The organism is Mycobacterium sp. EPa45, from assembly GCF_001021385.1.
In the GTDB taxonomy this organism is placed as follows: Bacteria; Actinomycetota; Actinomycetes; order Mycobacteriales; family Mycobacteriaceae; genus Mycobacterium.
This window is the reverse complement of record NZ_CP011773.1, coordinates 2,637,387-2,650,602: the sequence shown is the minus strand read 5'-3', so window position 1 is coordinate 2,650,602 and position 13,216 is coordinate 2,637,387. Positions and strand designations below refer to the sequence as shown.

Here is a 13,216-nt window from a genome sequence, read left to right as displayed (position 1 = left end):
TGCCCGCAGCGTACGGTTTTCTTCCATGGCCACGGGCGGAACCCGCACAGAACGAAGCTTTTGCCGGGTGTGCCCATCGGTGTGCGGCATCCTCGTCGACGTCGAGGATGACCGGGTAGTCGCCGTCCACGGTGACCGGGACAACCCCTTCTCCCGGGGATACACCTGCCCCAAGGGCCGCGCGCTGCCGCTGATCCACCACCACCCGGATCGGCTCGAGCGGCCGATGATCCGCACCGGCGGTCAGCTGACCGAAACCAGCTGGGAGGCTTGCCTCGACGACCTCGGCACCAAGCTGCAGGCCATCATCGCCGAGCACGGGCCCGCCGCGGTCGCCGTCAACTTCGGCACCGGCATCGGGATGGACGCCGCCGGTTACCGCATCGCCGAGGCGCTGCACCGCGCGATCGGCACGCCGGCGAAGTTCAGTCCGCTGACCATCGACGGCACCGCGAAAGTTCTGGTCGCCGAATTGATGGGCGGCTCCGCCGGGCTGACCGGACGGCCCGACTACGAGAACGCCGAACTGGTCATACTGATCGGCAGCAATCCCGTTGTCTCGCACGGCCATACGGTAGGGATGCCCAACCCCCGCGGGTTGTTCCGCGACCTCGCCGCGCGGGCGCAACTCTGGGTGATGGACCCGCGTCGCACCGAGACCGCTCGGCTGGCGACCCGACATCTCGCACCGCGGCCGGGGACCGATTACGCGGTGCTGGCCTACCTGGTGCGCGAGATTCTGCGCGACGGCGCCGATCCGGAGGTCGCGGTGCAAGACCTCGACGTCCTGGCGGCCGCGGTCGAGCCGTTCACCCGGGAACACGCCGCCGCCCTCGCCGAAGTCGACCCGGTTGACCTCGACGACCTGCTTGCCGCCGTCCGCCGCGCCGGACACATCGCCATCGACACCGGTACCGGTGTCACTATGTCGGCGAGTGCCAATGTGACGCAATGGCTTTCGTGGGCGCTGCTGATCCTGACCGGGTCGATGAACACTCCTGGCGGGGAATGGTTCCACCCAGGCTTCGGCTATCAGCTGGAGATGTTCGAGCTGCCGATCGCGCCGCCGGAGGGCAAGTCACGGCCGGGGCCGCGCAGCCGCCCCGACACGAAGGCCTTCATGCGCGAATGGCCCTGCGCCACACTGCCCGACGAGATCGAGGCAGGTAATATCCGCGCGTTGCTGAACCTCGGCGGCAGCCTGCTCACCGGTTTCCCGGCCACCGACACGGTGCGCGCGGCGTTACCGAAGCTCGAGGTGTTGGCCACCACAGAGATCTTGCCCACCGAAACGACGGCGCTGTCCACCCATGTGCTGCCGACCAAGGGTCAGCTCGAGCGGCCCGACGTCACGCTCTGGGATTTCATGAGCACGCGGATCTCGGCGCAGCACACCCCGGCAATGGTCGCCCCAGTCGGCCAGCGCCGCTCGATGTGGTGGGTCCTCGCCGAGATCGGCACGCGGCTGGGCCACGACATCGCCGACACCGCGATGACCGACGAGCAGATGCTGGCCAAGCTCAACGCCGGCGGTCGCACGAGTTACGACGACCTGGTCGCCACCGGCTGGACGGAGGCCGAACGGGAGCTGCCCGCGGCGTGGATGCAACGCCACCTCGAGCGGCTCGGTGGTTGGCGGATGGCGCCGCAACTCCTGGTCGACCAGCTGCACGGCTTACGCCACACGACGGGCCCGGTGCTGGTGCCGCGCCGCCAATTGCGAAGGGTCAACGCACAATTGGAGTATCTCGGCGAGCAGCCCGAGATCCTGCTGAATCCGGACGACGCCGCGGCCGCCGGTATCGTCGACAACCAGAAGCTGGTGGTGCGTACCGAATACGGTGAAGTCACCGGGATCGCGAAGCTGGACCCGTCGCTGCGCACCGGCGTCGTCTCGGTGCCCCACGCGCATGTCGGCGCCAACGTCAACCTGTTGACCAGTAAGGACGACCTGGACCCGGCGACCGGGATGACGCGCTACTCAGGCGTGCCCGTCAGCCTGCATACCGCCTGAGCTCACTCCTCGTCGAGCTGCGCGAGGACTTCGTCGGGGATGTCGGCGTTGGTGTACACGTCCTGCACGTCGTCGCTGTCCTCGAGTGCGTCGACCAGCTTCATGATCTTGCGCGCGCCGTCGACGTCCAGCGGGACCGTCACCGACGCTTGAAAACCGGCGTCCGCGGAGTCGTAGTCGATGCCGGCGTCCACCAGCGCAGTGCGCACCGCGACCAAGTCGGTCGGCTCGGAGATCACCTCGAAGCTGTCGCCGAGGTCGTTGACCTCCTCGGCGCCGGCGTCCAGGACCGCGAGTAGCACGTCGTCCTCGGACAGTCCGTTCTTCTCCAGTGTCACCACGCCCTTGCGGGAGAACAGATAGGACACCGAACCCGGGTCGGCCATGTTGCCACCGTTGCGGGTCATCGCGACCCGGACCTCGCCGGCGGCGCGGTTGCGGTTGTCGGTCAAGCACTCGACGAGCACGGCGACGCCATTGGGGCCGTAGCCCTCGTAGGTGATGTTCTGCCAGTCCGCTCCGCCGGCCTCTTCGCCACCGCCGCGCTTGCGGGCGCGCTCGATGTTGTCGTTGGGGACCGACGACTTCTTGGCCTTCTGGATGGCGTCGTACAGGGTGGGGTTACCGGCCGGGTCGCCGCCGCCGACGCGCGCCGCGACCTCGATGTTCTTGATGAGCTTGGCGAACATCTTGCCGCGCTTGGCGTCGACGACGGCCTTCTTGTGCTTGGTGGTAGCCCACTTGGAATGGCCGCTCATCGGGTTCTTCTCCGTACTGTCCGTTCTGCCGTAACCCGACGAGTCTACTGGGCCGACTCAGACGTCATTGCAATCGTCGTGCGTCGAAGACTGTTGGCCGGCCAGGCCACCGGATAGATGTGGAACGCGTGTCCACCATCGCTGAACCACGCGCCGACTCCGGCGAGGCCTCCTCGAGCACCATTCGCACCGCGCTGCTCTCCAGCCTGATCGGGACGACGATCGAGTGGTACGACTTCTTCCTGTACGCGACGGCGGCGAGCCTGGTGTTCAATCAGGCGTTTTTCCCCCACCAGAGTTCGGTGGTGGGAACGATGTTGTCGTTCGCCACCTTCGCCGTCGGCTTCGTGGTGCGGCCCATCGGCGGTTTCGTGTTCGGCCACGTGGGCGATCGCATCGGGCGCAAGAAGACCCTTGCGCTGACCATGTTCCTGATGGGCGGGGCCACCGCACTGATGGGTCTGTTGCCGACCGCCGAGCAGATCGGCCTGTTGGCTCCGATCCTGTTGCTGATCCTGCGCATCGGCCAGGGTTTCGCGTTGGGCGGCGAATGGGCGGGCGCGGTTCTGCTCGCGGTCGAGCACAGTCCCGCCAAACGCCGCGGGCTGTTCGGCAGTGTCCCGCAGGTCGGGCTGGCACTGGGCCTGGCGCTGGGCACCGGGGTGTTCGCCCTGCTGCAGATCGTGCTGCCGGCCGGGGCGTTCCTGAGCTACGGCTGGCGAATCGCGTTCCTGTTCAGCCTCGTGCTGGTGGTGTTCGGCGTCGTGGTGCGCCTCAAGGCCGCTGAGACGCCGGCCTTCGAGAAGCTCAAGGAGCAGGATCAGCGTTCGGCGGTGCCGCTGCGAGAGATCTTCCGCCGCCCGACCGTGCGGTCCACCGTGCTGGGCATGCTCTCCCGGTGGGGTGAGGGCGCGGCCTTCAACACCTGGGGCGTCTTCGCGATCTCCTATGCCACCGCGACACTGCATCTGGGCAAGGTGCCGGTGTTGATCGCCGTGACAGCGGCGGCTCTGGTGATGGCCGCGCTGCTGCCGGTGTCGGGTCTGCTGGTGGACCGCTTCGGCGCGAAAGTGGTCTACGGCAGTGGCATCGCGGCCTACGGGCTGGCCGTCTTCCCGGCGTTCGCGTTGTTCAACACCCACAGCATCGCCGCCTACGCGATTGCGCTGATCGTGGTGTTCGGCGTGATCCACGCCTGGTTCTACGGAGCCCAGGGCACGCTGTACGCATCTCTGTTCCCCACCCGGATCCGCTACACCGGCCTGTCCACGGTGTATCAGCTCTCCGGCGTCTACGCCTCGGGCCTCACGCCGCTCATCCTGACGGCCCTGATTGCGGCTTCGCACGGAAAGCCTTGGCTCGCTTGCGGTTACCTGGTCTTCACCGCGGTCGTCAGTGTCATCGCGACCCGGCTGCTCAAGCCGGGCGACTTCGATGACGAGCCGGCCGCCAAACCCGTCGCCGTCGCCACCGCTTAACTCAGGTCGCCGTCGATGTAGCGCTGCAGGTTCGGCCCGACGGCAACGACGATCTCCTCTTCGCGCATCGAGGCCAGGGGTTCGATGTTCCAGATGTACCGCATCATCGCCAACCCCATGATCTGCGAGGACACCAGACCGCTGCGAACCTGACGGTCGCGGTCGTCGACGCCGAGACCCGACACACCCATCAGCTGGCCCTCGACCACCCGGCGAAGCTTCTCCCGCGTGCTCGGCTCGTGGGCCGCGGTCTGCAACACCGCCCGCAGGACCGGGCCGATCTCGCCGTCGGCCCAGGCGCTGAGCATCAGCCGAATCAGCGCGGCACCGAGTTCGGGCACGGGAGTGGTCCAGGTTTTCGCGACGTCCTCCAGCCAACGCTGCGGCGGATTCGTCGCCGCATCCAGCAGACCCTCCTTGGAGCCGAAGTAGTGATACACCAGCGCCGGGTCGACGTCGGCGGCCCGGGCCACCGCCCGGATCGTGGTGCCGGCCGACCCGTTATGGGCGAACTCGCCGCGGGCCGCGTCGAGAATCCGCGCCGCCAGCACCCCCTTTTCGTCGCGGGGTCCCGGTGCCGTCACCTTCTTTGCCATGCGTGCCGCCTAACCGCCAATTTCATCTTGCGTTGAGACTAGTTTCATCGTAGCGTGAAACTAGTCTCAACAGGACGTGAAAATAGGAGTCGGGGATTACATCTACCAGCGTGTCGGGTATCGACGCAGGTCAGCGGCGACTCAACGGCCCGCAGACGACCGGCCGGGACTACCGCAACCTCAGCACACCACAGCATCACATCACCAGCGACAACAACGTCGCCGTCCCGATGCGTGACGGTGTCACTCTGCTGGCCGACGTGCACCGGCCCGACGGCCCAGCGGCAAAAGGGGCCCGCTTCCCCGCGCTGATCGCCGCGTCGCCCTACCCACGACAGATCCAGGACCTCGGGGCCCCGGCCGGGTTCATCGAGGCCGGTGCCACCGATTTCTGGGTGCCGCGCGGCTACACCCACGTGATCGCCAACCTGCGCGGCACCAGCGGCTCGGGCGGCACCTTCGGATTCTTCGACGCTCACGAGCGTCGGGACATGTACGACCTGGTGGAGTGGGTGGCGGCCCAACCCTGGTGCGACGGCAACGTCGGGATGATCGGCATCAGCTACTTCGCGATGACCCAGCTGGAGGCCGCCGTCGAACGCCCGCCGCACCTCAAAGCGATCTTCCCGGTGGCCGTCACCGCCGACCTCTACGAAGGCGCGGTCCATCATGGCCTGTTCAGCTCATCGTTCATCACACCGTTCTTGTCGATGCTCGGACTCACCGCAGCCCGCAGTGACGGGTTCTGGCGCAGCCGCCCACTCGGCGTGGCTCGGTGGGCATTGAACACCCCGCCGCTGCATCACAAGTTCGCGACGATGAACGGCGAAGCCGCCGTGACGATGATGCGCGGACTTCTCAGACTGCCGCACGATCCGGATCCGTGGGATGAGCTGTGGCTCAACGCGGCGGTGAAACACCCCACTCGCGACGCCTGGTGGGACGAACGCAACCTGCTGCCGCTACTCGAAAACATCGACATTCCAGTCTATTTGGGATGCGATTGGGAAAATGCGCCGCTGCACCTGCCATCGACGTTCACCAGCTACGCCGCATTGAGCAACAGCAGGTGCGTGCGGATCGGGATGCTCGGCGAGTACGGCCTGACCTGGCCGTGGGAGAGCCTGCACGTCGAAGCCCTCGCCTGGTACGACCATTGGCTCAAGGGCCACGACACCGGCATCCTCGACGGCCCCGCCGTCCGCTACATCCTGCCCGGCACCGACGAGTGGCACGCGTGCGAATCCTGGCCTCCACCAGGCACATACCGCGATCTCGCACTGCGCACCGACGGCATGCTCGACGGTGACGAAGGCGACCCGGGTGGACGCGAGCTCATGACGCTCGGCGCCGGGCTGGGCCGGGTCAAGCCGAGCGCGATCGATCCCCCGCCCGCACTGACCTGGACCAGCAGTCCGCTTGACGAGGCACTCGATGTCGTCGGCGACATCGAACTGCGGTTGGTCGCCAGCGCCACCGCCGCCGACACCGCCTGGATCGTCACGCTGTCCGACGTCGGTCCAGACGGCACGGCGCAGCCGGTGACCGCTGGGTGGCTGCGGGCCAGCCTGCGCGCGGTCGACGAGGCCACCAGCCGCCCCGGCGCCCCGGTACTGCCGTGCCGTCACGCGGAGGCGGTGCCCGTCGGCGCCGATGTCGAGTACCGAATTTCATTGGTGCCCAACGCCCGTCGGTTCGGTGCCGGCCACCGCATCCAGATCACGATCACCAGCGACGACCAGGATCCCGACACCCCCGCCATCATGAACTTTCGGCATGCGAGCGTGGGCACCAGCAGCATCAACACCGTGCGTTCGTCGTCGCGGTTGCTGTTACCCGTCGTTGCCTGACCCGATGACCAGCGGCAGTTTGGCCAGCCCGAGCGAGGCGGCCGGCCACTCGACGTGTGGGTCGAAGCCGGGGGCCACGTCGAATTCGGGGATGCGGAGCAGCCACTCGGAGATCACCAGTCGCAGCTCCAGGCGCGCCAGGTTCGAGCCGAGGCACCGGTGCGGGCCACCGCCGAATCCCCAGTGCCGGTGCAGCTTGCCGTCCATCACGAGATCGTCACCGGAGATCGCGTCGCTGCCGTCCCGGTTGATCGCCCCAAGCGGCAAGCGGACTTTGGCACCGGTGGGCAGCGTCACCCCGCCCACCGTCACCGGCCGCGTCGTCACCCGCGGGATCATCGGCGCCGGCGACTCGAGCCGCAGCAGCTCCTCGACGAACACCGGGATCTGGCCGGGATCGGCGCATAACTGACGGCGCGCGTCGGGTCGGCGGGCGAGCATCAGCAGCGCCGAACCGATCGCCGACGTGACGGTGTCCAGCCCCGCCAGGATGAACACGTAACCCAGCCCGAGGGCCTCGCCGTCGTCGAGCGGATCGGGTCCGGTCAGAACCTGCGACAGGATGTCGTTGCCGGGATTGCGGCGATGTTCGGTGATCGCCTCGCTCAGGTACGTGGCGAGCTCGATGGCCGGTGTCAGGTCCGCGTCCTGAACCGACTCCAACAGGCCGATGTCGATGATCGCGTCCTTCCAGTCCACCAGCCGGTCGCGGTCCTCGAGGGGTAAGCCGAACAACGTCAGGAAGACCTGGGAGGGATACGGAATCGCGAGCTCCCCCACGACTTCACAGCCGTCTTTGGCGGCGATGTCGGTGATGACGTCGACGGCCTGCTGTTGCAGGGAGGGCAGCATGCCCGCGAGGGTCTGCGTGCTGAAGAACGGATGCAGGATGCGGCGGTACCGGGTGTGCTCGGGCGGGTCGAAGGCGATCGGGACCATCGGCAGCGGACTGCCCAACCCGTCGAAGGCCTTCTGCGAGGAGTACACCTCGGTGTTGCGCAACGCCTCGAGGACGTCGTCCCGGCGCGTGAGCGTATAGAAGCCGTCACCGACGATCAGCGGACCGGCGTCGCGCAGCGCGGCCCAGCCGACACTTCGGTCGGCGGCCATCGGCAGGTCGGCGAACGCCAGCCGGGGAACCCCATCCAAACCCTGCTCGGTGGCCATCGCCCGTTTCTAGTACGCGAACAGCAGGAAAGTCAATGACTCAAGTCAGTGAAGGCCGTGATGCGGGGCAATGCGATCATGAACGGCATGGACCAGGCGACGTACGACAAAGGACGACAGATCCGCGCCGCGGTGCTCGGCGAGGAGTACGTCGCCAACGCCGAGCGGCAGGCCGACGACTTCAGCAAGCCGCTTCAGGATCTGCTCACCGAGTACTGCTGGGGCGCGGTGTGGGGGCGCGAGGAACTGCCGCTCAAAACCCGCAGCATGCTCAATCTGGCGATGATCTCAGTGCTCAACCGTCCGCACGAATTGAAGACCCATGTGCGCGGCGCCTTGACCAACGGTGTCACCCGCGAGGAGATCCGCGAGATCCTGCTACAGGTGGCGATCTACGCCGGTGCGCCCGCCGCGGTCGACGCCTTCCGAGTCGCGCGGGAGGCCTTCGCCGAACTCGACGCCCCATGAGCGACGCCATCGCCCTCGGCTTCATCGGATTGGGCAATATGGGTTTCCCGATGGCCGCCCGCCTGATCGAGGCCGGCTACCCCGCGGTGGTCTTCGACACCCGACCGGAAAGGGTCGTCAGGGCTGTCGAACTCGGTGCGCAGGCCGCAGCCTCACCGCGCGACGTCGCCGACCACGCCGAAACCGTGCTGGCCAGCCTGCCGTCGGTACACGCCTCCCGCGACGTCGCGACCGGGCCGGACGGGGTGATCGAGGGGCAGCGGATCAACCGGTTCGTCGACCTGTCCACGATCGGCAGCACAGCCGCCCAGGACATTCAGGCTCAGCTGTCCGCGCGAGGCATCGCCATGCTCGACAGTCCGGTCAGCGGTGGAGTCGGCGGTGCCACCAAAGGCACACTGGCGCTGATGGTTTCGGGCCCGCGCGATGAGTTCGAGATCGTCGAGCCGATATTGACCACACTGGGCACCCCGTTCTTCGTCGACACCAAACCCGGCGCGGGTCAGACGATGAAACTGGTGAACAACCTGCTGGCCGCCACGGCGCTGGCCACCACCTGCGAGGTCGTCGTGATGGGTGTGAAAGCCGGCCTGGATCCGTCGGTGATGATCGACGTGATCAACGCCGGCTCGGGCGCCACCACGCCAGCCGGGACAAGTTCCCGAATTCGATCCTGCCGCGCAGCTTCGACTACGGATTCGCCACCGGGCTGATGGTGAAGGACGTGCGACTCTATCTCGAGGAGGCCGAATCGCTCGGCCTGCCCACCGAAGTCGCCGCGGCCGTCGGACGACTGTGGGAGCTGGTCATGCGCGAGGAAGGACCGGAGTCCGATTTCACCTCGGCGATCAAACCCATCGAGGCGGCCGCAGGCGTGATCGTGGACGGGCGGCGGAAGTAGCGGCAAATCTACGCTGCTCACGTCGTCGAGAACCGGTTGGTTCTGCGACGCCGGTGATGACTACAGCGCGCGCCACCAACTGATCGGCCGCTCCGCAGCCGGATTGCTCTGCCAGGCCGGCCGCCACAGACCGGCCGAGGATTTCGCGCCCTGATGCTCGAGCACCTGATGAATCCGCCGACTCAACCAGTTCCGTGACATCATCACGTCCTCCTACCGCCGCCGCGCGCCGAGACTTCGAGTATCCGTAACTCGCCCGGCACAGCGGGACTGCCCAGATTGACGTTGTCTAAACGTCGTGCGACGAATTGGCGGCGCTAGCCGCCGAAAAGCAGGTATAGGCCGGTGAAGGTGTAAGCCACCATCGTCAGCATCATCGTCAGCTGCCCGGTGATCTGATGACCTTTCGGCAGCAGCCGGACGGCGGCATCGTGCGCGGCGATCACCCCGGCGATGTGACCGGCGACCACGAAACATACCTTGAGGGTCGCCAGCACGGATGGATGAGCGGACAGCACATAGCTCACCTCGGCGCCGTGCAGGTCGAACAGCGCGATCACCGTCTGCTGACCCTTCTCCACCAGGTACGAAAGGTAGTGCGCGAACACGTATCCGATGACGATCGGGATCAGCGAGTGCGCCATCAGCCCGGGCAGCTCCCGGCGGCGGGTCCTATCGATCCCGCCGGTGGCCTGCGCCGCCCCCCAGAATGTCGCCGCGACCACGACCACGAACACCAGCAACCCGATGCTGCGTGTCAGGGCCGGATTGACCGCGAGACCGTCGGCGAAGTTTCGCCAATCCGGGCTCGCCGAGAAGCTGTCGAACGCGGTCGAGCCGAGCAGAACCGCCAGCACCGCAAGGGTTCCCGGCCGCACCGGCAGGGTCCGCAGATGGTTGAACGGGCTGACCAGCGCGAGCTCTCCGGTGTCGCGGTTGCGGCCGAACACCGAAAGCCGCGATGCCACTACGCTGTAGACGTCGAAGGGGTCGGCGCGCGACAGCCAGCGCGGGCCGCACAGCAGTGCGCCGCCGAGGGTGATGACGACGTAGCAGGCCAGCCAGATCTTGATGGCGGTCAGCGATCCCGGGTCCGGGCTGGCCAGTTCCAGCCAGACGAACGCGAACAGACCCACCGCGGCCGGCCAGTAGCCGAGGAACTCCGGGTAACTGTGCAACGCGCGCTCCGGCAGCATCCGGCGAATCGTGCGCAGTGGCGAGATCACCCGCCACACCGGACCGATGAGCACCGACGACGCCGGGACACCCACCCACAGCAGCACGTAGAACGCGCCGGGCAGCGCATTTCCGGCGTCCTGCGGCCCTACGACACCGACGACGACGACCCACACCGCCAGCGCCAGCGCCAGGCCCGCCGCCACCGATCGGGTGATCGGCGAATCGACCGCCGCCGTCACCCAGGACGGCAGCGGACGGCCCGGCCGATCCGGGTCGAAACGCGGTGTGCGCCAGGCGAAGGCTACGACGGCGAAGGTCAACGTCAGCGCCCAGGCGGCGCCGATGAGCGCGTACGCGTACGGGATCGGGAGATCGGTCGAGCCGCCGAGGCCGTGTGCCAGGACGGTGACTGCGGCCTGCGTCACGGCTGGACTTGGATCGTGGCCACCGTCCGGTCGAGGTGATGCAATTCGACCGCGACGCTGCCCGGAACGTCGACGGTGAAGGAGAACTCCTGTTCGGGCTTGGCCGCGATCTCGAACTCGTGGTCAGGGGTGGAGTGCACATGCAGTTCGTCGGCGGCGTCGCTGTTGACCCGCAACGTGATCGGCTGGCCCACCTTGGCGGTCAGCGTCGCGTTGGTGGGAGTGACCGTGCCATGCGCGATGGTGATCTCCACGACCGGGCCGGCGGCCTGCGGCACGGGCGGTTTCGCCGAGCCGCACGCCACCGCCGCCGGTAGCGCGACGCTGACCGCGATCAGCTTGGCCACCTTCACTTTTCGTCCCCTTCGGAGTCGGAGCTCACCTCGCCGCGACGGCGGTCACGGATGGCGATGAACAACACGACGCCCACCACCACGACCGCAGGAGTCAGCGCGGGCAGTGCGAGTACCAGTGCGTGGTGAGCGCTGTAGGTCTCGATCACACCTGGGGCCCCACCTTCGGCCGCGGCTCCTCGAGGCGTGCGGGCTCCTCTTCGGTCCGGTTGATCCGGCCGCCGCCCCACGTCAGCGCGGCGATCAGGATCAGCGTGCAGATCAGCACCACCACACCACCGGCGGCGAATAGCCACGTCGGGTGGTTGAGGTTGCGTTCGCGCTGCAGGATCGTGATCTCCGGCACGAACGGGCGGGTGCTGTTCTGTTCAGCCGGCACCCCGGGCGCGTTGATGCCCGGGTCTTCCGGCAGGTAGATCGGAACACCTGCCATCAGGGTGCCGTCCTGAACGCGCAGCAGGGTCTTCCACTGACCCCAGATCGGGACCGGACGTGTCGAGCGGTAGTGGCCGGGGCCGACGCGCTCGAGCCGGTCGACGACGAGGCCGCGCTCGTTGTTCAGTCCGCCCTGCCAGGACAGGATCGTGACCCACTCCGGGTTGTCGCTTACCAGGTCGGGCGGGTTGATCCGCACATCGGCGTTGGCCATCCGCTGCCCCGGCTGGCTGGGCAGGTCGGTCAGAGTGATTGTGGCCGTGTCGTTTTGGGGCACATCGATGCGCAGACCATCGGCCACGGCGCCGCCGATGGCCAGGACAGTCACGACCACGACGGTGATGCCGATCGCGGGCCGGGGCAGTCGCTGGCCGGTGAGGACCATCGCCAGCAGCGCCCCGCACAGACCCATCATGACCGCGACGGGAATCGCCATCGCCAGCGCTTCGGGCCACATGCTCGTGGGCCACGGATAGTGGTAGACCGCCCCGACCCACAGCGACTCCAGCCACAGGCCGACGGTACCGACACCCAGGCCGGCGACTGCACCGAAGACGAGGGGCCGTTTGGCCAGTGACGTCAGCGCGAGGATCTCGACGACGACCGCGGATCCGAGATAGAGCGGGAACCAGCTGTTGGGTGCCCCCAGGATCGGGCCGACGACTAAAGCGACGCCCCCGCGCAGCGCAATCGCCAGGATCGCGGCGATGAGCGCCGCCCCGCGACCGAGTGTGAGCCGCGCGGCCACCAGGGCCATCGCGGCCGCGGCGCCGATCATCATCGGCTGCAGCACGAGCCGGAACTGTTCGACACCGAAGTCGTATTCGATCTGGAATACCGACAGACCGACGACGAGGCCGCCGAACGACAGGTACTGGAGGAACTTCACGAATCGGCTGTCCGGCGGTGCGTCGGCGCCCATCGCCCGGCGCCCCTCGTATTCGAGATACAGCACGGCGACCAGGGACAGCCCCGCGCCGCCGATCAGCATCAGGTGCGTGGGACCCCACAGGGTGACGTCCTGGCCGAAGATCCGGTGCCAGACGTCGTCGAGCGGGAAGCCGATCAGCGCGTAGAGCCCGCAACCGGCCATCAGCAGACCGCCGACCGGCGCGTACCAGTGCCGGGTGATCCGCACAGCGGCCGACCCCGGTTTGTCGTAGGGCACCACCACGGCCAGTACGCCCGCGATGAACAGCAGGAACAGCCCGAAGAGGATGAAGTAGTGCGCCGGGTTGGCCAGCGGTCCGGGGTCGCGGCCCTTACCGATGTGCAGGCTGACGTCCCAGATGAAGCCGAACAATGCGCAGATCAGCGTCGCGGAGAACAGCATGATGCTGACCGCAACCCAGGGCGGCCGCTTGAATTTGTTGCCGGCGCGCTCGGCCACACTGTTCAGCCAGGTGATGCGTTTGGTCCGGTGCTGATAGCCGATCCACAGCAGCACAGCGGTGACGACGGCCGCCACCACTGACAAGCCGATCACCTGATCCAACGCCGCGCCACCACCCTCGGCGGTCGCAGCCAGAACCGTCGTACGTTCCCCACCGATCATCGTTGATCCACTCCGCGGTCGAAGCCATGCCGATTAC

Annotated in this window: 12 protein-coding genes and 1 pseudogene; 5 read left to right on the top strand and 8 right to left on the bottom strand. The window is 67.4% G+C overall.

Annotated features, from left to right (window positions below):
• Window positions 1-25 precede the first annotated feature (25 nt).
• Window positions 26-2,014, top strand: a complete 1,989-nt coding sequence (locus AB431_RS12605; RefSeq protein WP_047330198.1) for a molybdopterin-dependent oxidoreductase — start codon at window positions 26-28, stop codon at window positions 2,012-2,014.
• 2 nt (window positions 2,015-2,016) lie between these two features.
• On the opposite strand, the gene AB431_RS12600 is transcribed toward AB431_RS12605, so the two are convergent.
• Entirely contained in the window at window positions 2,017-2,772 is a 756-nt protein-coding gene (locus AB431_RS12600) for a YebC/PmpR family DNA-binding transcriptional regulator (protein ID WP_047330197.1), read from the bottom strand.
• 128 nt (window positions 2,773-2,900) lie between these two features.
• On the opposite strand from AB431_RS12600, the gene AB431_RS12595 reads away from it, so the two are divergent.
• Window positions 2,901-4,250 (top strand): MFS transporter, encoded by a 1,350-nt coding sequence (locus AB431_RS12595; RefSeq protein WP_047333367.1) that lies wholly within the window; start codon window positions 2,901-2,903, stop codon window positions 4,248-4,250.
• Here the strand turns inward: AB431_RS12595 and AB431_RS12590 are convergent.
• Window positions 4,247-4,846, bottom strand: a complete 600-nt coding sequence (locus AB431_RS12590) for a TetR family transcriptional regulator (protein WP_047330196.1) — start codon at window positions 4,844-4,846, stop codon at window positions 4,247-4,249. The two genes, AB431_RS12595 and AB431_RS12590, sit on opposite strands and share 4 nt — an antisense overlap.
• Window positions 4,847-4,956: 110 nt before the next feature.
• Between AB431_RS12590 and AB431_RS12585 the strand changes: the two genes are divergently transcribed.
• The gene (locus AB431_RS12585) at window positions 4,957-6,696 is read left to right on the top strand and encodes a CocE/NonD family hydrolase (RefSeq protein WP_082135667.1); all 1,740 of its coding nucleotides are present in this window, start codon (window positions 4,957-4,959) and stop codon (window positions 6,694-6,696) included.
• Here the strand turns inward: AB431_RS12585 and AB431_RS12580 are convergent.
• Complete coding sequence (locus tag AB431_RS12580) at window positions 6,679-7,863, bottom strand: cytochrome P450 (RefSeq protein ID WP_047330194.1); 1,185 nt, start codon at window positions 7,861-7,863, stop codon at window positions 6,679-6,681. The genes AB431_RS12585 and AB431_RS12580 overlap by 18 nt on opposite strands.
• Window positions 7,864-7,950: 87 nt before the next feature.
• Here AB431_RS12580 and AB431_RS12575 point away from each other — a divergent pair, with 87 nt between their 5' ends.
• Both AB431_RS12575 and AB431_RS12570 read left to right on the top strand, forming a co-directional pair.
• A complete protein-coding gene (locus tag AB431_RS12575) occupies window positions 7,951-8,331 on the top strand; it encodes a carboxymuconolactone decarboxylase family protein (RefSeq protein ID WP_047333366.1) in 381 nt (126 codons plus the stop codon).
• An 8-nt stretch (window positions 8,332-8,339) separates the two neighbouring features.
• A pseudogene (locus tag AB431_RS12570) lies at window positions 8,340-9,232 on the top strand (NAD(P)-dependent oxidoreductase).
• A 60-nt stretch (window positions 9,233-9,292) separates the two neighbouring features.
• Here the strand turns inward: AB431_RS12570 and AB431_RS30805 are convergent.
• The 5 genes from AB431_RS30805 to AB431_RS12555 form a co-directional block, all read right to left on the bottom strand.
• Window positions 9,293-9,436: a hypothetical protein gene (locus tag AB431_RS30805; RefSeq protein WP_158423537.1), complete on the bottom strand. Its 144-nt coding sequence runs from the start codon at window positions 9,434-9,436 to the stop codon at window positions 9,293-9,295.
• Window positions 9,437-9,549: 113 nt separating this feature from the next.
• On the bottom strand, window positions 9,550-10,836 hold the full coding sequence (locus AB431_RS12565; RefSeq protein WP_047330193.1) for a hypothetical protein: 1,287 nt from the start codon (window positions 10,834-10,836) through the stop codon (window positions 9,550-9,552).
• On the bottom strand, window positions 10,833-11,189 hold the full coding sequence (locus AB431_RS12560) for a hypothetical protein (protein ID WP_047330192.1): 357 nt from the start codon (window positions 11,187-11,189) through the stop codon (window positions 10,833-10,835). The genes AB431_RS12565 and AB431_RS12560 overlap by 4 nt, the downstream gene beginning before the upstream one ends.
• The gene (locus AB431_RS31000) at window positions 11,186-11,338 is read right to left on the bottom strand and encodes a hypothetical protein (RefSeq protein ID WP_200902720.1); all 153 of its coding nucleotides are present in this window, start codon (window positions 11,336-11,338) and stop codon (window positions 11,186-11,188) included. The genes AB431_RS12560 and AB431_RS31000 overlap by 4 nt, the downstream gene beginning before the upstream one ends.
• Window positions 11,335-13,179, bottom strand: coding sequence for a hypothetical protein (locus AB431_RS12555; RefSeq protein WP_047330191.1), 1,845 nt, complete (start codon window positions 13,177-13,179; stop codon window positions 11,335-11,337). Before AB431_RS12555 ends, AB431_RS31000 begins: the two co-directional genes overlap by 4 nt.
• Between the last annotated feature and the right edge of the window lie 37 nt (window positions 13,180-13,216).

What these genes read in the sequence shown, in the direction of transcription:
- AB431_RS12575 (WP_047333366.1), top strand. Translation starts at nt 7,951, where the DNA reads ATGGACCAGGCGACGTACGACAAAGGACGACAGATCCGCGCCGCGGTG.
- AB431_RS12555 (WP_047330191.1), bottom strand. Translation starts at nt 13,179, where the DNA reads ATGATCGGTGGGGAACGTACGACGGTTCTGGCTGCGACCGCCGAGGGT.
- AB431_RS12590 (WP_047330196.1), bottom strand. Translation starts at nt 4,846, where the DNA reads ATGGCAAAGAAGGTGACGGCACCGGGACCCCGCGACGAAAAGGGGGTG.
- AB431_RS30805 (WP_158423537.1), bottom strand. Translation starts at nt 9,436, where the DNA reads ATGATGTCACGGAACTGGTTGAGTCGGCGGATTCATCAGGTGCTCGAG.
- AB431_RS12580 (WP_047330194.1), bottom strand. Translation starts at nt 7,863, where the DNA reads ATGGCCACCGAGCAGGGTTTGGATGGGGTTCCCCGGCTGGCGTTCGCC.
- AB431_RS12605 (WP_047330198.1), top strand. Translation starts at nt 26, where the DNA reads ATGGCCACGGGCGGAACCCGCACAGAACGAAGCTTTTGCCGGGTGTGC.
- AB431_RS12600 (WP_047330197.1), bottom strand. Translation starts at nt 2,772, where the DNA reads ATGAGCGGCCATTCCAAGTGGGCTACCACCAAGCACAAGAAGGCCGTC.